Source organism: Proteiniclasticum sediminis, from assembly GCF_018128025.1.
Lineage (GTDB): Bacteria > Bacillota > Clostridia > Clostridiales > Clostridiaceae > Proteiniclasticum > Proteiniclasticum sediminis.
On the sequence record NZ_JAGSCS010000020.1, the window covers coordinates 1 to 19277 of the forward strand.

General features: G+C 48.9%; 18 protein-coding genes. 14 read left to right on the forward strand and 4 right to left on the reverse strand.

The genetic code is table 11. From position 1 onward, the window contains the following. Both KCG48_RS12275 and KCG48_RS12280 read right to left on the reverse strand, forming a co-directional pair. On the reverse strand, positions 1–413 hold a 413-nt coding region (locus KCG48_RS12275; RefSeq protein WP_211802497.1), incomplete at its 3' end, for a helix-turn-helix domain-containing protein. 35 nt (positions 414–448) lie between these two features. Beyond that, the gene (locus KCG48_RS12280; protein WP_211802498.1) at positions 449–952 is read right to left on the reverse strand and encodes a DUF6431 domain-containing protein; all 504 of its coding nucleotides are present in this window, start codon (positions 950–952) and stop codon (positions 449–451) included. Between the two features lie 286 nt (positions 953–1238). Here KCG48_RS12280 and KCG48_RS12285 point away from each other — a divergent pair, with 286 nt between their 5' ends. The 12 genes from KCG48_RS12285 to KCG48_RS12340 all read left to right on the forward strand — a co-directional run bounded on the left by KCG48_RS12285 (position 1239) and on the right by KCG48_RS12340 (position 11458). Next, positions 1239–1448: a hypothetical protein gene (locus KCG48_RS12285; protein ID WP_211802499.1), complete on the forward strand. Its 210-nt coding sequence runs from the start codon at positions 1239–1241 to the stop codon at positions 1446–1448. A 491-nt stretch (positions 1449–1939) separates the two neighbouring features. After that, entirely contained in the window at positions 1940–2881 is a 942-nt protein-coding gene (locus tag KCG48_RS12290; protein ID WP_211802500.1) for a DMT family transporter, read from the forward strand. A gap of 16 nt (positions 2882–2897) precedes the next feature. After that, entirely contained in the window at positions 2898–4157 is a 1260-nt protein-coding gene (locus KCG48_RS12295) for an amidohydrolase family protein (protein WP_211802501.1), read from the forward strand. Positions 4158–4435: 278 nt separating this feature from the next. Beyond that, positions 4436–5410, forward strand: a complete 975-nt coding sequence (locus KCG48_RS12300; RefSeq protein WP_211802502.1) for a sensor domain-containing diguanylate cyclase — start codon at positions 4436–4438, stop codon at positions 5408–5410. 317 nt (positions 5411–5727) lie between these two features. Continuing rightward, entirely contained in the window at positions 5728–5973 is a 246-nt protein-coding gene (locus KCG48_RS12305) for a hypothetical protein (RefSeq protein ID WP_211802503.1), read from the forward strand. A 281-nt stretch (positions 5974–6254) separates the two neighbouring features. Continuing rightward, entirely contained in the window at positions 6255–6812 is a 558-nt protein-coding gene (locus KCG48_RS12310) for a class I SAM-dependent methyltransferase (protein WP_211802504.1), read from the forward strand. Between the two features lie 18 nt (positions 6813–6830). Beyond that, positions 6831–7697: a DsbA family protein gene (locus tag KCG48_RS12315; RefSeq protein ID WP_211802505.1), complete on the forward strand. Its 867-nt coding sequence runs from the start codon at positions 6831–6833 to the stop codon at positions 7695–7697. Further along, positions 7694–8176, forward strand: coding sequence for a MarR family winged helix-turn-helix transcriptional regulator (locus KCG48_RS12320; RefSeq protein ID WP_211802506.1), 483 nt, complete (start codon positions 7694–7696; stop codon positions 8174–8176). Before KCG48_RS12315 ends, KCG48_RS12320 begins: the two co-directional genes overlap by 4 nt. A gap of 169 nt (positions 8177–8345) precedes the next feature. After that, positions 8346–8594 (forward strand): single-stranded DNA-binding protein, encoded by a 249-nt coding sequence (locus tag KCG48_RS12325; RefSeq protein WP_211802507.1) that lies wholly within the window; start codon positions 8346–8348, stop codon positions 8592–8594. Between the two features lie 37 nt (positions 8595–8631). Then, positions 8632–10125, forward strand: a complete 1494-nt coding sequence (locus KCG48_RS12330) for a DUF1538 domain-containing protein (protein ID WP_211802508.1) — start codon at positions 8632–8634, stop codon at positions 10123–10125. Continuing rightward, positions 10115–10777 carry a P-II family nitrogen regulator gene (locus tag KCG48_RS12335; protein WP_211802509.1) on the forward strand — a complete coding sequence of 221 codons (663 nt, stop codon included), beginning with the start codon at positions 10115–10117 and terminating at the stop codon, positions 10775–10777. Before KCG48_RS12330 ends, KCG48_RS12335 begins: the two co-directional genes overlap by 11 nt. Positions 10778–11059: 282 nt before the next feature. Further along, positions 11060–11458, forward strand: coding sequence for a VOC family protein (locus KCG48_RS12340; RefSeq protein WP_211802510.1), 399 nt, complete (start codon positions 11060–11062; stop codon positions 11456–11458). A 107-nt stretch (positions 11459–11565) separates the two neighbouring features. Here KCG48_RS12340 and KCG48_RS12345 read toward each other — a convergent pair whose 3' ends face one another. Together KCG48_RS12345 and KCG48_RS12350 are read right to left on the reverse strand one after the other, a co-directional pair. After that, on the reverse strand, positions 11566–13305 hold the full coding sequence (locus tag KCG48_RS12345; RefSeq protein WP_211802511.1) for a methyl-accepting chemotaxis protein: 1740 nt from the start codon (positions 13303–13305) through the stop codon (positions 11566–11568). Positions 13306–13524: 219 nt separating this feature from the next. Then, entirely contained in the window at positions 13525–15009 is a 1485-nt protein-coding gene (locus KCG48_RS12350) for a DUF1846 domain-containing protein (RefSeq protein WP_211802512.1), read from the reverse strand. Positions 15010–15813: 804 nt separating this feature from the next. Here KCG48_RS12350 and KCG48_RS12355 point away from each other — a divergent pair. Next, on the forward strand, positions 15814–18147 hold the full coding sequence (locus KCG48_RS12355) for an ABC transporter substrate-binding protein (RefSeq protein ID WP_211802513.1): 2334 nt from the start codon (positions 15814–15816) through the stop codon (positions 18145–18147). A gap of 138 nt (positions 18148–18285) precedes the next feature. Beyond that, the gene (locus KCG48_RS12360; RefSeq protein ID WP_211802514.1) at positions 18286–19272 is read left to right on the forward strand and encodes an ABC transporter permease; all 987 of its coding nucleotides are present in this window, start codon (positions 18286–18288) and stop codon (positions 19270–19272) included. The last annotated feature ends 5 nt before the right edge of the window (positions 19273–19277 follow it).

The following is a 19277-nucleotide window of genomic DNA, read 5'->3' on the forward strand; positions in this document are numbered from 1 at the left end:
GCGTAGAGCGCCATATGCTTTCCGCTGAAGCCTCTTTCCTGCAGTTTCTCCTGCAGTGTGCTCCGCTTCACCGTCCCTGGGAGGATGAACTTCTCCCACTCCAGGATCCGGATAATCTCCGCCACGCTTCGGCTGGGCACTTCCCGGCGAAGCCGGATCGCCTCTTCCACAATCTCTGGGGGAAGAACGCCCGAAGGGCCATGTACGCGGGGTTTGGGAATCAGGCCGTCAAATCCCTTGGTCCGGTACTCGTTGAGGTAGCGGCGAATCGTCCGCTCGGACAGTCCTGTCTCACGACAGATCCTTTCCTTGCGCAGTTTGTGTTCTCCTTTGTCCAGATCGTCAGAAAGAAGCGGGGCTAGGAGCAGCGCCCGCTGGGTGGCAATGGCTTGTGCTTTTTCTTTGTTTTTCATGGTATCCCTCCATTTTTTCAGGTTCTTCCCTGAGTTTACCGGAAAGGGATCGTGGACACCGAGGCCAACTGGGTCTGTGGCCATCGATTCGTCTGGACGAGAATTTGGACAACTTTTTTCAGCCATCCGGCTGACGAACCCACAAAGAAAAATATCCGGGGGAGTATGGCTTGGGGGAGGGTGGATAAGTCTACCCCAAAGTCTTCGGTCGCTGCCACATACGCACTGAGTAACCCGCCCACCAGAGCGTCAGCTCTCCGGGCAAACCACTGCCGGATTCGCCGGATGGTAGTGTCCTCCATCGGCACATCCTCCGTGGTCTCTTGGAGGACTTTCTCGAGGGTCTCGGTTATGTGGCGCTTGAAGGGCATAAGAAAATCCGGCAGCTCATGGTGAATCTTCCGGCATTGGGGATTCTGGCAGCGAAGTCGCCTCACCACGAGGGTGAGGGGTTCTCCATTTTCCCGGATCCCCTGCCGTTTTCGGCTGCCGATCACCTTACAGGCTTCCTGGCACAAGGGGCAGCAGCTCTTCTCCATACTCCGGACAAAAAACGCCTTTACAGCTATTCCATTCCAGTTCAAACTTTGATACAATAACCATGCTAATCAATTTAGTAAGAGGTCCTTCCTGATCACTCGTCCAAAATGAGTCAGGGAGGGCCTCTTTCCGTCCTCCCATGTTGTTATGGTCATTATATCCGTCTATTTACGGACAAGCAAGCTTGGCAGGTTTTGGGCTTTAAAAGACATCTTTAACATTGAAGACTTATCGGAGGAATATATTATTCCATTGGGGTATTTTACTATAGAGACCTTTCCAAGAATGGATAAGCTGAACTTTATCGCAAATTATTCCGAAATGAAGAAACTTGGAAATTTACTCCCTAGAGTACTTAATGAATACTGGGAACCGGCAACATGGGCACTTGCCAAAGAACATAATTTATCAGAATCTTATCCATTGAGATTATGTTTGAAATGCAGTGATTGTCTCGAAAAGATTAAGGAACTTAAAGATGCGACAAATAACTAAACAGACAAAAACCGCTTTTTCTGCTGTTTTTGGACGAATGCAGTATTTGGAGATCCAAAATGAAGTAAGCAAGGGAAGGAAGTTTGATGTAACCCTTCATTACAAGCGAAGTATGTTGGGTTTGAAATTAAGAAGAGCGAACACCAAGTGGAAACGCTTGTCCAGTTAGCTCTCTTTTTTTCGCGGGTAATTTGGATTCACCTTCTTCAACATAGAATTTCAGGGAGGAAATGAGGGAAGCTCTGGACTTTAACCTCTAGGATGGGAATAATGTTTTATCAGGCACAGAACGAGCAACTTTCAAGGTAACAAGAGGCCGAATGATCTCGTTCGAAACGCTATGAGAATCAAGGAAGAATTCAGATACTCTAGTGAAAATCAAAGTATTTGCTGAAATAAAATATAATAACAGAATTGTGTATCATTTTTTGACAATTATTTTATTTGTGTTATGGTTATAGCTGTACGTCAAAATAAGGAGGTTGTTGGGTTTGGAAAAGAGAAGTTCCCTGAAGGGATATTTTCTGGTGTTTCTGTCTGGCGTTTTGTGGGGGCTTGGCGGCTATTTCGTCACGCAAATGAGCCAGATCGGGGTGTCTTCCCTGATGACCGCATTTCCAGGTCACTTTTTAGCACTGCTGCCCTTACTGCTTTACCTTTTGGTCAAAAAGGGGAAAAAGGGATTGAGAATTTCGCGGAAAGGACTGCTCTACAGTATTGTACTCGGCGCCCTGACGAAAGGAATTTTCAAGCTGGCCAACGATACGGCGGTAACGCTCATCGGCGTCGCCACAGCATCGATCCTCATGTATCTGGCTCCTGTTTTTGCCGCTGTCATGGCCATGCTCTTTTTCAAAGAGAAGCTTCGGGGGCATCAGCAGTTTGCCCTGGTTCTCAATCTTGTGGGCTGTGTGCTCATGGTCACCGGGGGGAACTTTTCCGAGCTGAACATATCCGGATTAGGATTGTCCTTGGGGGTTTTATCGGGCTTTTTGTATGCCCTGACCACAATTATTGGGAAAGTTGCCACCGGCGGGGATGATCCGGAAACCATGACGTTCTACATGCTGCTGTTCAGCACCATGACCATGGGGATCTTTGCCAAGCCTTGGTTGCATCTGGAACTATTGTCCAACCGTACATTTATGTTCTGGGCGGTGCTGAATGCCATGACCACGGGGCTCATGGCCAATCTCTTCTATCTCAAGGGGCTATCCCTTAATGTGGATGCGTCCAAAGCGACGATCATCACCTCGGCGGAAGTGGTCATCGCCACGCTCTCCGGAGTATTCTTACTCCACGAAACCATCAATGGCGTAGGATTCTTGGGCATCGCCTTGATGCTCTTGTCCATTGTGCTGATGAATGTCCAGAACCCTTTTGGAACAAAAGAACGTGAAGAGACCCCAAGGGTCGCTGAGAATCTGCTTTAATCAAATGGAGGTAAACATGAAGAAATTTATTAATGCTGTGATTTATGGGCATCAGGATGCCCGGGAAATTTTGGTGGAAAATGGCGTGATCAAGAGCATCGGGAATAATCTGGGGCCCGCCGAAGAAGTGATTGAGCTGGGCGGAAAACTGGTGACCGCTCCCTATGTGGATCCCCATCTGCACTTGGATTATGTCTATACCCTTTCAGAGATGGGCCAAGAAGGGGCTGGTTCAGGAACCCTCTTTGAAGCCATCGAGATGTGGCCCAAGTTCAAGAAGAATTTGACCGTGGAGAGCGTCAAGCGACTAGCCCTTAAGGGCATCCGCGATGAGGTCTCCCAGGGCGTCCAACATATCCGAACACACATCGACGTCACCGATCCAAAGTTTACCGCACTGAAGGCCATGCTGGAAATGCGGGAAGAACTAAAACATATCGTGGACATCCAAATCGTGGCCTTTCCGCAGCAGGGCATGTACACCTACCGAGGCGGCCGCGAGCTGGTGGAAGAAGCCCTGAAGATGGGCGCTGACGTGGTCGGGGGGATTCCCCACTATGAGCCGGCGCGGGAGTTTGGGGAAAAATCTGTCCATGACATTGTCAGCTTGGCCATGAAGTACGATAAGCTCATCGATGTGCACTGTGACGAAACCGATGATTCCCAGGCCCGGTTCGTGGAGCTCCTCAACGCCCTGGTCCTCATGGAGGATTACGGCACGAGAACCACCGCGAGCCACACCTGCTCCTTCGGCTCCGCGGATAACTCCTATGCGTATCGCATGCTGGACCTCTTCAAGAAGAGCAGGATGAACTTCATCGCCCCACCCACGGAGAATGCCTATCTCCAGGGGCGGCAGGATACCTATCCCAAGCGTCGAGGGCTGACCCGGGTCAAAGAGTTCATCGCTTCCGGGATTAATGTAGCCTTTGCCCAGGATTCCATCAATGATCCCTGGTATCCCATGGGAAACGGAAATATGATGAACATCCTGGATAATGGAATCCACTTGGCGCAGATCATGTCTCCAGCAGAAATCAGCACCAATCTGGATCTCATCACCACCAATGGAGCCCGCTGCTTAAACATCCAAGACCGTTACGGTGTGGAAGTCGGCAAGGACGCCAACTTCATCGTTCTCGACGGAGACAGTCCCTTCGACGTTATCCGAAACCGGGCAGGGGTACTGGCATCGATCCGAAAGGGAGAATATCTCTTTAAGCAAAAACCAAAAGCCTATGAGGTGGAACTGGATTTCGGCTTAGCTTTCGAGTAAGCCAGACGGAATAAGTGCTGCTCCAGGCATCCCAAAAATAATTGAACATATTGGCCCTTTAGATCGCTAACGAAGCTGTCTTAAGGGCCATATTCCATGGGAGGAAATATGTTCTGAAACTGCAAAGATTGGGTAGTTCGGATTAAACGCCGGTACCGATGGAGGGATCAGACAGAAGATTGAAGGGGAAGTTCTACTTTTAGGGGTGTGGAAATTGGAAAGGCATAGGCAATGATGCTAAGCTGAAGTGAAAATAGACTTGGGCTGAAGGAGAAAACATGGATTATCAAGGTTTTTCAAGGGAACAGCTAATAGAGCGTATTTACAGTCTGGAGCGACTCACCAAGGAGCTTCGGAAGGAACAGGAACAGGAAACTCGCTTGGAGTTTGCCTGGTCGGGCAATCTGGGCCATTGGTATTGGGATATTCGCACCAATACCGTGACTTTTGATTCCCAAAAGGTAACCGCTTTGGGGTATGACCTCACCGAAATTCCGGAAACTGTCACCTATCAGTTTTTTACGGATAAGCTGCATCCGGAGGATTATCAAAGTACCATGGAGGCCATGATGAAACATCTCCAGGGTGAAGCGGAGGTCTATGAGGTGGAGTACCGAATCCGCACGAAAGAGGGAGATTATAAGTGGTATTATGACCGCGGAAAGATCACCCAGGTGGATGAAGCGGGGAAGCCTCTGTTTCTGGCTGGAATTGTCTTTGACATTACGGAGCAAAAGGAAATGCTGATGGAACTGGAAGCACAAAATCTGATCCTGGCGGAAATGTCTTCCGTGGATAGTCTGACAAAGATTGGCAATCATCGAACCCTCATGGAGCATTTAAAGAGCGAGATGGCTCTGGCACTTCGGAAGAAGACGCCCTTGACCATTGTCATGTTTGATGTGGATGATTTTAAGCGTATCAATGACGAGAAAGGTCATATTTACGGGGATCAGGTCCTTCGGGAAGTGGCACAGCTTCTCCAAAAGTCCATGCGCAAAAGGGATCTGGTGGGGCGATACGGCGGCGAAGAGTTCATGGCCATCTTCCCCCATACCACATTGGCGGATGGGAAAAAAATCGCGGAACGAATTCGAAAAACCGTCGCCGAGCACGACTTTATCAGCGGAATGCGGGTCAGTCTCAGTGGTGGGGTCTGGGAATACAAAACAGAAAGCATCACAGAGCTGATCCATGCGGCAGACCAGCAGCTTTATGAAGCAAAGCGAAATGGGAAAAATCGGGTGGAGTAGGCGGCGCGAAGAAGAAAAGCCTTGGAGATGCTTCCGGTTTCCGCGATGAGCAAAGCCTAGAAGGGGAGTGGAAGGCTGAATAAGACGAATCCCTGGGCTCATTCTCCACCTGAATCAAAAGCTTGTTTTTCTTGGTTACTTTCCTGTCCTCTCGGAGGACAGCCAAACCCTCCCATGGATGAACAGTGGTCCAAAGAGCAGAAGGCTTGAAATATAGGATTCAGGGGCGTAGCATGAGCATAAGAAGATTCGTTAAGGAGTACTCATGAAATCCCATACCGCATACCCACGGGAGAAATGGAAGGAGGCAAAGGCGCATGATCCGAAAAATAATGTACGCAGTTCTTGGAGGAGTTCTCTTTCTTATTGTTGGCTTTGTCTTTGGGCTGATCCTGGGCGCTCTCCTTGGGGGAAACTTTTTCACCAGTTTCCGCTTTGGGGGTCAACAGGGCTACGAAGCCATGGGCGTCCTGGGGGCATATCTTGGCGGTGGTGCAGGTCTGATCCTGGGGGCACTCCTGGGGTACGGCAGAGCGAAGCGCAGGGAAGTCATGGAAAAGTAAATGGATACTTGATGGGAAAGCCCCTGGTGAGGTCAAAACCAGGGGCTTTTCCTGTGGAGAATCCTGGGGCAAAGAACAGCGAGAAAGCCTTGAAATTAATACTAATTAGTGATAAAATAATTTTACGGCGTTGCTCAGTGCACTCTTTGGCCTGCAGCGCCCATGTTTAGCTTTAGATATCACTAATTAGTTATAATAAAGAGTACGATTTGGAGGAAAGAAACTTGTGGCAGGATGATCCGTCTTCCCCATCTTTACCGGGAAATGCTTCATTTTCCTGGTTGGGAAAATATCTCCCCGAGCAGCGTCCTTTGCGGATCCTCAGCGTGGGCTGTGGACTTTGCCGGGAAGGCGAGTATCTTCTGGAAAAGGGGGCGGAGCTCACGGGGATCGATCTGGATGAGGTTTCCCTGGCCAAGGCCAGACATCGAATGCCTCAGGCGGTTTTTCACTGCCGGGATGCATCGCAGTTTGAAGTCCCCGAAAATCAGCGTTTTGATGTGGTGCTCATCCGACGACCGGACATCGCCCTTCATCCGCAGCGCTGGAAACAGATTCTCATCAGAAGCCAACACTGGCTAAAGGGATACGGGAGAGTAATTTTAACCACACCGGAAAAAATGGAAGCCCAGATGATCGAAACTTGGCTTCAGGACATGAACCATGGGGAGGTGATTCGGATGAATGAAAATTTGGAACAGGAGCGAGAAGTCCTGGTGGTGAATGCGGCAGAAGTGCTGAACACCCCTAAGCCTTCCCCAGTACTCCCCTTGGGAGTAATTTCCTGGGATGATGGAGAAGGGCTCATGTGTGATTTGGAAACAGGACAATGCAGTTAATCAAGAAAGAGGGATAAAATGAATCAAAAAAGAGTACGTATTTTATATTTTACCGACCCCTTCTGCTCCTGGTGCTGGGCATCTGAGCCCACACTCTTGGCGCTGATGGAACAATACGGGGATCAAGTCGAAGTACAAACGGTCATGGGGGGCATGATTCGGGACTTTTCCGATTTCAACGATGCCGCCAACGGGATCAGCAATCCCCAGGCTGTGATGCCCCATTGGCGGATGGTGGAGGAACGGACAAGGCAGCCCATTGATGAACGGGTATGGGAGAAGGTCACGGATCCGCATTTTTCCACTTGGCCAGCCAACATTGCGGCAAAGGCCGCCTACCTTCAGGGGAAAACCCTGGGGGATCAGTACCTTCGCCGAATTCGAAGAGCGACCATGACGGAGCGTTTGGTCGTCGCAAGTCCGGAAGTCCTCCTGGAACTCGCCAAGGAAATTGAGGGCCTGGATCTGGCAAGGTTTGCGAAAGATCTCAACGGTGCTGATGCCACCGAATCTTTCCACGAGGATCTGCGTTTAGGCCAGGCCTATGGCGTCACGGGATTCCCCACCATGATCTTTGTCCTGGAAGATCCCAAAGCCCAGGGGGAACAGGGGAAGGCGTATCTGATCAATGGCTTCCGTTCTCTCGGAACTTATGAAAAGGCCCTGAAGCTTCTGCTGCCTGAAGTGGAAAAAAGAGCCCTGCCGACCATGGAAGAGCTGGTAAAGAAGCATGGTCCATTGACGACGAAGGAACTCAGTGAAGTTCTTGGTCTATCCATGGACAGGGTGATCCAAGAAGGGGAAGGGAAAGTTCAGGCGGGAAGTCTTCGAATGACACCGGTCAGCGGAGAAAAGCTTTGGATGCTTCCGGAGATCTGGTCATGAGCCGAGAGAAACCCGTGAAAGCGGAGGCTTTGGCTAAAGTCCAGTACGCCAAAAGATCCTATGGGGAGAAAAATGACGAAAACCTTAAGCTCCTCATCGGCCTCACCCGGGCGACGAAAACTGTGCATCGGCGATCCGCGGATCTCTTTAAAAAGGGCGGTGTGACCACATCCCAGTTTTCTGTGCTGGAAACGCTCTACCACAAAGGTCCCCTTACGGTGAACGAGATCATCGAAAATGTACTGTCCACCGGTGGAAATATCACCGTGGTCATCCAGAATCTCGTCAAGGAAGAGTATGTAGAGCGAGGTCCTCATCCCCAGGACCAGCGCTGCTCCCTGATTCAAATCACCCCAAAGGGAACCGAGATCGTAGAACGGATTTTCCCGGAGCATCTGACGGACCTGGACGATAGTTTTTCAGCGCTGACTTCGGAGGAAAAACACATCTTAAGGAGTCTCCTTCGAAAAGTGAAGTAAGACAAGAAAGAATCGAGCTCGATGGGAAAAGCCAATGAAAAAATGGTCCGGATTCTTGAGCGGCAAGCCAAGATCTTCGGACCATTTCATATTTTGGGTTGCGGAATGGGGATTAATTGCGTACAATAAGTATAACAACGTTGTTAACCTTGTGGAGGAGGCAAGTGCAATGTATCTGATCAATGAACTGTTAAGTCAGGCGATTCAGGAAACAGAAAATCTTTTGGAAGGGGAAATCTTTCTCGTGAAGGATCTCTTCAAGGGGTATGTCTGGAACCGGATTCCGGTAAGAGATCGGCTGCTATTGGGGATATTATTTTTGAATCATGTCCATCAGGATGAGTCCCGGGTTTGTGCCATTGAGAAAACCTCATCCCATCAGCAGCGCTATCAGAAACGGACCACAACTTCGCCCTAAGGATATCGGATCTGAGGATCCAGAGGAGGTATGATATTTGAGTGTACTATTTTCAAAGTTTAAAGAGGTCTTGGCCTCGGTTCTGCCCATTACCCTGATTGTGGTAATTTTGCATTTCACCGTGACGCCCCTGGAAACGCCGGTATTTTTGCGTTTTCTTTTCGGGGCTTTGCTGATCATCGTGGGCATGACGATTTTTCTCTTGGGTGTAGATGTCGGAATTACTCCCATAGGGAATACCATGGGGTCGTCCATCGCCCGATCCAATAAGCTGTGGATTGTGGTGATCGCCGGACTTCTCCTGGGTTTCATGATTTCTGTGGCAGAACCGGATCTGCACATTCTGGCTGGCCAGGTCAGTGCAGTGACCGCAGGCCTGCTCTCTAAAAATATTTTCGTCATCGTGGTTTCATTGGGGATTGCAGTGATGGTCGCTGTAGGTTTGGTCCGCATTGTCTACAATTTCCCCTTATATAAATTACTTCTGGGTGTCTATACGGTCATCTTTGGGTTGGCACTGTTTGTGTCGCCAGAGTTTTTAGCCATCTCCTTTGATGCTTCTGGGGCCACCACTGGAGCATTGACGGTCCCCTTCATTTTGGCCTTGGCCATGGGAGTCTCCCGACTGAAGAAAGACAGCAAATCCTCGGAAAAAGACAGCTTCGGGCTGGTGGCCATCGCTTCCGCAGGGGCCATCATCGCGGTGATGCTCATGAGTGTCCTATCCAAAGGGGATCGGCTCACAGGATCCCTTCCCGTGGCGGAAGCCTATGCTGGAAGTATCTTGGGACCATTTCTGACAAAACTGCCGGTGATCACCCTGGAGGTTTTTGTGGCCCTTCTTCCGATCCTGCTTCTGTTTCTCATCCTGCAGAAGGTGAAGTTCAGAATGTCCGTCAATGCCGTTCGGAAAATCCTCTTTGGCATGCTGTTCACCTTCGTTGGACTTGTCCTCTTTCTTCTTGGTGTTAATGCCGGGTTTATGGAGGTAGGCAGTGTCGTCAGCTATGAGCTAGCTCTTCTCAATCGCCGGGGACTCGTCATCGGAGTGGCTTTCCTCCTCGGTCTCGTGACCATATTGGCAGAACCTGCGGTGTATGTCCTCACCCATCAGATTGAAGAAGTCACCAGCGGTTATGTTCAGCGAAAAGTGGTCATGATTACGCTGGCCATAGGGGTGGCCTCCGCTGTGGCCTTATCCGTCGTTCGGATTCTTGTTCCGGGACTGCAACTTTGGCATTTCCTGCTTCCTGGATACCTTCTTTCCCTGGGGCTCATGTTTGTGGTGCCGAAACTCTTCATCGGCATTGCCTTTGACTCCGGTGGAGTGGCATCGGGACCCATGACCGCCACGTTTGTTCTTGCCTTTGCCCAAGGGGTTGCCGAAGCCACAGAAGGGGCAGCAGTCCTGGTGGATGGTTTTGGAATCATCGCCATGGTGGCCATGACGCCCTTGATTGCCCTGCAGCTTTTAGGTCTCGTCTTCAAAATGAAGTCAAAGAAGGGAGGAGTGGAGAAGATTGGAGCATAAGAAAAATAGTTTAGAACTGGTCTGTGCCATCGTTAACTTTGGGTATGGGAGCAAATTGCTAAAGTCTGCCCGATGCCATGGTTTCAAGGGTGGTACGGTGACATTAGGCAGGGGGACAGCCCGGGGGAAGTGGCTGGACTTCCTCGGACTTTCCGATGTGCGAAAGGAGATCGTCTATCTCGCCGCCGATACCGAGACAGCCTACCATGCTTTGGAAGCCATGAATCAGGAGTTTCACTTTGAAAAGCCCAATCACGGGATTGTATTCACCACATCCATATGCAGCGTATACGGAACTAAAACCATCACCTGCAAGGATGAGGAGTTGAAAAAAGGAGGAAATCAGCCCATGCAGCAGATTATCACGGTTATTGTCGATAAGGGTAAAGCGGAGGATGTGGTCAGCGCCGCAGAGAAAGCCGGTTCCAAGGGTGGAACCATCCTAAACGGACGCGGGGCCGGTGTCCATGAGACCAGTAAGGTGTTTGCCATGGAAATCGAGCTCGAAAAGGAGATTGTGCTGATCCTCACCGAAACGGAAAAAACAGAAGCCATTGTCCAATCCATCGGCGAGAAGCTGAACATCAATGCTCCCGGAAACGGCATCATTTTTGTCCAGGATGTCCACCGCAGCTATGGGGTTCAGCGGTAACCCAAGTCCAAAGAAAGCAAGGAAGCCCCAACACCGACTCATGAGAGTGGGGGGAGGGAAGTTCCTTGCTTCTTTTTTACTTTTGGCGGTATGATGGGTATAGGGATGTGAGGTTCAGAATGAACTTTGTGGACCAAACTTTGGGGTGAGGAAACGACAGCATTAGTGTTCATCAAAGTTTTCTTCTGGTACCGTATTTTTAGAGGCTACTTACTGGTTTGTCTTGAACTGCTGCTGAAGGAACAACGAGTCTGCAGAATGTGCAGGAAAAGGAGGGTCAAGATGGCGAGAGTGTTGGGGCTTGGAGGTGTTTTTTTGGAGTTCAAGGGACCGAAAGAAGAGCTGCACCGCTGGTACCATAAGCATTTGGGGATGGACATGTCACCATACGGCGCAGGGTTTATTGCCGAAGAGCAGCTCATGGTACTCTCCTTTAAGAGAGAAGGGGAGAATCTGCCGCTTATCAATTTCCGGGTGGATCATCTGGAAGAGATGATGGACTACCTGAAAGGGCTGGGGCTGGAGACAAAGGCCATCGAAACTGTCTTTTATGGAAAGTTTGCCCAATTTACGGATCCCTTTGGAAACCTCATTGAACTCTGGGAGCCGGAGGTGGAACCATACAAGGAACTGGTACAAACGGAGAGCAAACGGTTTGCACAGGATTCGGCGGAGCCGTAAGCGAAGCGGTTGAGGAAAAGAAAGAAGAGGATGAGGCCCTGAAAAATCAGGAATCTCATCCTCTTCTTTTATCCAGTCATGGAGTTAGCTGTATTGGTTAGGAGAGGCTAGAGCTGAAAACGCCGAATGATGGCTTCCAGTTCTTTCGCCAGGATATTGAGTTTCTCCGTTTGTTCGTTGATTTCCATCATGCCTGCCAGCTGTTCTTCCGTCGAAGCAGAGACTTCTTCCGTGCTGGCTGAGGTTTCTTCGGTGGAAGCAGAGATACCGGACATGGCATCCACTATGCCTTCCTTCATGTCGTTCATAATACGGGTTTGCCCTTGAATTCCAGCAATGACCGCAGTGAGCTGCTGAACGCCTTGAATGATGGTTTCAAACTGATGGTAGGTCGTCTGGACGGAATCGGTCTGCTCCTTGGCCACAACCTTCAGCTCCTCCATGGAGGATGCGGAAATGGAGGAATGACCGTCGATTTCCTTGATCATGGCTTGAATCTGGAGTACGGCATTGGCGGATTCCTCGGCCAGCTTGCGAATCTCATCGGCCACCACGGCGAATCCACGGCCGGCATCGCCGGCACGGGCAGCTTCAATGGACGCGTTGAGGGCCAGCAGGTTAGTTTGTCCGGAAATACGGGTAATGGTGTCCGTGAAAACGTGGATTTTTCCGGTGCTCTCCGAGACCTTGGCGATGACTTCGCCGATGCGGCTGGTGGAAGCATTGGTCCGGGTGGTGGATTCTACGAGATGCTCCACAGCAGAACGGCCGGCATTACTGATTTTTTCCGTGTCCAGGGCCAGGGTTTCCAGTTCCACGGCGCTTTGGGACACGCTCTCAATACTCTTGGACAGTTCATTGACCTTAACAACGGCGGATTCGGTCATATGGGCTTCTTCCTGTACCGCACTGGCCACATCCTGAATGGTTTGGGTCACTTCATTAATGGCACGGGTAGTTTGGTCCGTAATATCCACCAGGGAGGCGGAAAGACCGGTGACCGTTTTAGAGGATCCCTGCATCGTGAGAATCAGTTCGTGTAGGTTATTGCGCAACATATTGTACGCTTCCGCCAAAGTACCGATTTCGTCGCGGTTACGGATGGTGACATTGTCCACCGTGAGGTTGTTGTTGGCCATATCCAGAAGGGAAGTGGAAATGGTCTTGATGGGTTTGGCAATGTGGTTGGAGAAAAGAAGAATGGATACAAAGCCCACAGCCAAGGACACGATGAGCACCCCCAGGATGAGGTAGAGGATGCTGTTGGCTGACTGGTTGAAGTCAATGCTGTATGCACTGGCGGATACAGCCCAGTTCCAGTCGGCATCATATTCCTGGTAAGAGATTTTTGTTCCAATTTTTTCGGAGCCTGGAAGCGTCCAGCCGTAAGTGAGGAAACCTCCGCCATTTTTTGCCAGTTTGATCTGTTCCTGGACGAATTTGAATCCATTGCCGGATTTATCCTCCACTTCCCAGACATTCTGTCCTTCCAGGGAGGGATGCATGGCTTCGATGCCTTCACCGGTATAGGCAATGAAGTACCCGTGTTCGCCTAAGTCGATATTTTTGCTGATGGGTCGTTTTCCTTCTGCATCCTTTACGCCGAGAAGGATGACCCGGACTTCTTCTTGAGCTTCTTCCAGGGTGATCTCCCCCCGGGAGATTTCGATCTTCTTGGCATCAATGAGCTGCATGGCCTGGCGAACACCATTTTTCAGGATGGTCTCCCCCTTGTCATCTAGCTGGGATTTGGCGCTGAGATAGCTGATGGAACCCAATACCAGTATGGGAATAATCAGCAGAAGGCTGGAAATGAGAATCAGTTTTTTCTTGATGGTCAATTTCATGGTTTACTCCTAGTCTCCTTTATTGTGAAGCAGTGGATCATCATCCGGCAAAGAGGGGAAGGGCTTCACCCCGGGAAATCCTCGCCGATACCGATAGCTTCTATATCGGACACCCTTTACATGAGTTAAGCAGATGTTTGAAGTTTTGATGATCCAAGTAAGGGTTAGGAAAATTGCGAAAAGAAATCCCCGGGGTTGTTCACCCCGGGGATCGGCTATTTAAGCCTTGTGATAGATTTTATTGGAATCAAATTTCGGTTCACAGGTGATGTGCAGTCCGAGTTTTTTGAAGATATGCTCATCCACGGAGGACAGAATCACGGAGGAATGGAGCTCGCATCCGCAGAGCTTGGGCAGCTGATCCAAGGCATACTTGGCGGTTTCGCTATGGGCGGCCGTGACGGATAAGGCAATGAGTATTTCGTCCGTATGAAGGCGAGGATTGCTCCCGCCTAAATAGGAAGTTTTCAGGGTCTGAATCGGTTCGATGGCTTCGGGTGACACCAGATGCACTTCATCGGGAATGTTTCCCAGGACCTTGATGGAGTTCAGCAGAGCCGCAGCAGAGGCCCCAAGGAGATCCGACGTTTTACCGGTGACGATGGAGCCATCCGGAAGCTCAATTCCAACAACAGGATGGGTGGTTTCCACTTCCCGAAGAAGGGTGGGCTGAATCACCAAACGGTTGGACTCAGAAATTCCCGCCTGCTTCATGAGAAGCTGCAGCTTATACATGGCATCTTTGGATCCGATGCCTTTCTTCAGATCACAAAGGCACTGATAATAGCGGCGAATGATTTCCTGCCTAGAAGCGTCATTGCAGACGGCATCATCGGTGATGCAGTAGCCAGCCATATTTACACCCATGTCGGTGGGGGATTTATAGGGGTTTTCCCCCATGATCAGTTCAAATGTGGCATTGAGGACCGGGAAGATCTCAATATCCCGGTTATAGTTTACGGTGGGAACACCGTAGGCTTCCAAATGGAAGGGATCGATCATATTGACATCGTTGAGGTCAGCGGTAGCCGCCTCATAGGCGATGTTCACCGGATGGCGCAGGGGAAGATTCCAGATGGGGAAGGTTTCAAACTTCGCATAACCTGCCTGGATTCCTCGCTTGTGCTCATGGTAGAGCTGAGAGAGGCAGGTAGCCATCTTTCCGCTGCCTGGTCCCGGTGCGGTGACCACCACCAGGGGCTTTGTGGTTTCAATATATTCATTTTTTCCGTAGCCTTCATCGCTGACGATGTGATCGATGTTGCTGGGATATCCTTCAATTTTAAAATGAAGATAGGACTGAATCCCCAGATCATGGAGCTTCTGTCGGAAAATATCCGCTGCATTTTCTCCGGAGTACTGGGTGATGACGACACTTCCTACATAAAGGCCCTTGCTGCGGAAGGCGTCAATGAGTCGCAGTACATCATCATCATAGGTGATGCCGAGGTCCCCACGAATCTTGCTGCTCTCAATGGCATCAGCGCTGATGACAATGATGATCTCCGCTTGTTCCTTCAATTGAAGGAGCATCTCCAGCTTGCTGTCGGGTCTAAAGCCCGGAAGAACGCGGGACGCATGATAGTCATCAAAGAGTTTTCCGCCAAACTCCAGGTAAAGCTTATTATTGAAGTCGGAAATTCTCTTCTTGATGTGTTCCGATTGAGTCTTTAGGTACAGGTCGTTATCAAATCCTATTTTCATGGCGCATCTCCTCTTTAAACATGTCCCCAAGTATATCATCTGATGATTTTCATTTCAATAGCCGCGCAATGAATGACCAGTCCCGAATGTGTACAAAAACTTCTAAACTTTCTCCGTGAAGGAGCAGGAAAAAAAGAAAAGAAAGACAAAACACTATGCAGTTGATGCATAAGACGTAATCAAATGAAACTTTGCTTTCTCGAAAGATCCATACCTTTGGAAGGATCAGGAAGGAGATTTCTAGGCTCGAGGCCGATTCGGTCAAAAGAAAATACGATAGTGAGGGAATAGGTGAAGATATTTTACGGAGTTAGGGATTCTGAAAACGTATGTTTATTCCGGAAGTTGAATAATTGGTTAAGATTTTGCTCAATTTCTTCCGCAACCGCAGAGGGGGAATCTGGAGCCTAAAACTCTGCAGAGTATCCCATGGCAAGAGCTGTTAACAGATTAACAACAATTCCATGGATGTCTGAATTTGTTGAAACCGACAGCTGCAAACGTTTAAAGCTGTTCACAGTGTATTGATTTTGTTATTATAATTTAAACATTCTTTACAAATACCCTTTAAAAATCTCATAGTGAATGATATAATTTACCTAAGTTAACTTAATAAATTTGCGTGATAAGTTTAAAATTCGTATTTTCTCAATCATTCAGTTATTTGCGAAAATTTCCAGAGCTTTAGCTTATTCTTTCCCGGATCCGTTGTCGAAGTTTGACAAATTCATGAATTATTCTTATAATTGGTTTTAATTCGTTTTGCAAATTCTCAGATTAATAATATATTCAAGGAGGAAACCAATGAAAAAACTACTGGGCCTATTGTTGACACTGTCCATCTTCGTTTCAGTTGCAGCTGGTTGTTCAAAGACCCCAACAACTCCTTCTGAGACACCGTCGGAAACTCCAGGTGAACCTGGAAACGACACCCCGCTGGTTGTAGGTTATGCAGCCTTCAGCCAGAAGTTCAGCCCCTTCTTCGCAACCACGGCATATGACCAGGATGCGTCGAGCCTGACACAGCTGTCCCTTCTTACCACCGACCGTAACGGCGGTATCATCTACAACGCCATTAAGGGCGAGAAGGTATCCTATGAAGGAACAGAGTACGAGTACACCGGTATTGCAGACGTTAAGGTAACTTACGACAAGGCTGCAGATATCACCACCTACAACATGAAGATCAGAGACGACATCAAGTTCTCCGATGGACACGTCATGGATGCTGATGATATCATCTTCACCTACTATGTACTGTCTGATCCTACTTACACAGGATCCTCTACACTTTACTCCTATCCCATTCTTGGTATGACCAACTACAGAGAGAACAACTCTCTTGCCGAAGAACTGGCTGTTACGCCGGATGAACTGGCAGCAGCTCTGGAGAACCCCACCGACGCTATGAAGGCAGTTATGGTAACACTGGTTACCGATACCCTGACTTCTGAACTGGATTGGGTTAAGGGACTCTATGGCAACGAAAGCTACAAGCAGTACACCGATGCTCATCCTGTAGCTAAGGACCTCTTCGCATTCTTCTACAGCATTGATGAAGCTTACGATTCAACAAAGGTTGCAGACGAAGCTACCGTACTGAAGGATGTTATCGCACAGTACGGCGCAGACTGGAAGACTCTGGGATCCAACTACGGCGGATCTGAGACCTATTTCCAGGCTGATATCGAAGGCGAAGTTTCCAAGCTTGTTCTGAAGGACAAACTGGCCAACGCCAATGGTAAGGAAGTTCCTTCCATCGAAGGAATCAAGAAGCTCAGCCAGACTGAAGTTGAAGTAAAGACCAAGGGCTTCAGCGCTCCTGCTGTTTACAGCATCGCTGGAATCCAGGTTGCTCCAATGCACTACTATGGCGACGAGAAGCAGTACGACTATGCAAACAACAAGTTCGGCTTCCCCAGAGAAGATCTGGCCCTCATCGAAGCAAAGACCACTACTCCTATGGGAGCAGGTCCTTACAAGTTCGTTGAGTACAAGGACAAGGTTGTATACTACGAAGCAAACCAGAACTACTACAAGGGCGCTCCCAAGACCAAGTACCTTCAGCTGAAGGAAACTGTTGATGGAGAAATGATCGCTGGTGTTGGAACAGGCGTTATCGACGCTGCTAACCCATCAGGATCCTTGGCTAAGTTCAATGAGCTCAAGGGCTACAACGACAACAAGGAAGCTACTGGAAACAAGATCACTTCCTTCTCCGTGGATAACCTGGGTTATGGCTACATCGGAATGAACTCCAACAACATGAGTGTTGGCGGACAGCCTGGAAGCGAAGCCTCCAAGAACATGAGAAAGGGATTTGCAACGATCCTCTCCGTATACAGAGACGTAGCCATCGACAGCTACTATGGATCCGCTGCTTCCATCATCAACTACCCCATCTCCAACACTTCCTGGGCAGCTCCTCAGAAGGCTGATCCTGGATACAAGGTAGCATTCTCCACAGATGTTGATGGCAAGGACATCTACACTGAAGGAATGGTTGCTGATGCCCGTTATGAAGCTGCAAAGAAAGCCGCTATCGGATACTTCAAGGCAGCTGGATTCACCTTTGATGAAGCTACTGGCAAGTTCACCGCAGCACCTGCTGGCGCTAAGCTTTCCTATGAGCTGATCATTCCTGGCGGCGGAAACGGAGAACATCCTGCATTCGCCATCGTTACAGATGCTTCCAAGGCTCTGGAAGGAATCGGAATTACCCTGAAGATCAATGACCCCGCTGACACCAACGTTCTTTGGAACACCATCGACGCAGGACAGCAGGAACTGTGGGCAGCCGCTTGGGGCGCCACCATTGACCCAGATATGTACCAGGTATACTACAGCAAGAATGCCGTAGGACTGGGCGGAACCGACAGCAATCACTATGCTATTGCTGATCCCGAACTGGACAAGCTGATCATCGATGCTAGAACCAGCGCTGACCAGGCATTCAGAAAGGCTACCTACAAGGATGCTCTTGACATCATCATGGACTGGGCAGTGGAAGTTCCCACCTACCAGAGACAGAACCTTGTAATCTTCAGCACCGAACGTGTCAAGATTGACACCGTAACGCCTGACATTACAACCTACTGGACATGGATGAATGATCTTGAACTTCTTGAAATGAAATAGCATTTCACTCTTAGATTTTATGAGCCCACGAACAGTGGGCTCATATCTTCTTAAGTGACGTATTATTTACAAGTGCAATAGAAATAAAATCAGAAAAAGAGATTCTTATACGGGTATATAGTAAAGAGGGGTATCTTAATGCGAAAATATGTTTTAAAGCGAATAGGATTATCTGTGGTACTTTTATTTTTTGTATCATTGATTATCTATGTCATCATGAGAAACATCCCAACTTCGTATGTTGAAATGCAGGCCAGACTGCTGTCACAGACACCAGGAGCGAAGAGCTATCAGGAGTGGCTGGCACAGCTGACAAAGTCATACGGCATGGATAAAGGGATGATCGATGGATTCTTCTATTGGTTAGGCAATGCAGTTAAAGGTGATTTTGGAGATTCCTGGTTCTGGAACATGCCTGTTACGGCAAAATTCTCCCAGGTTATTTGGGATTCCTTCACTTTAGGCTCTATTTCTTTTGTTCTGCAGGTCTTTATTGCCATTCCTTTGGGAATTTTGGCAGCAAAGAAGCAATACAGCCGCACGGATTACACCGTAACCATCGTGGCTCTTTTAGGAATATCACTCCCCACATTCTTCTTTGCCACCTTGCTGAAGCTGGTCTTTTCCGCTTGGCTGGGCTGGTTTGACCTTTATGGAAAGGTGGGAAGATTCTACAATCAGCTGGATTCATTTGGTAAGTTCCTCGATGTAGCGAACCATTTTGTCTTGCCGATTGCAACTTTGACGATTATCAGCATCGGTAGTTTGATGAGATACACCCGTACCAATATGTTGGAAGTTATGAACTCCGACTTTATTCGTACCGCTCGAGCAAAGGGTGTCTCTGAAAAAAGAGTGATCAACTATCATGCGTTTAGAAATACACTGATTCCGGTGGTGACCATTCTTGGAGGATCTCTCCCAGGATTGTTTGCCGGTGCATTGATTACGGAAACCCTGTTCCAGATACCAGGTATTGGATACACATCCTATCAGTCCATGGTGAATGGCGATATTCCGTTCACGATGTTCTACATGGTATTTATGGCTGTCTTGACACTGCTGGGAACACTCATTGCGGATATTCTGTATGCCGTAGTTGACCCACGCGTACGAGTAAGCTAATGGAG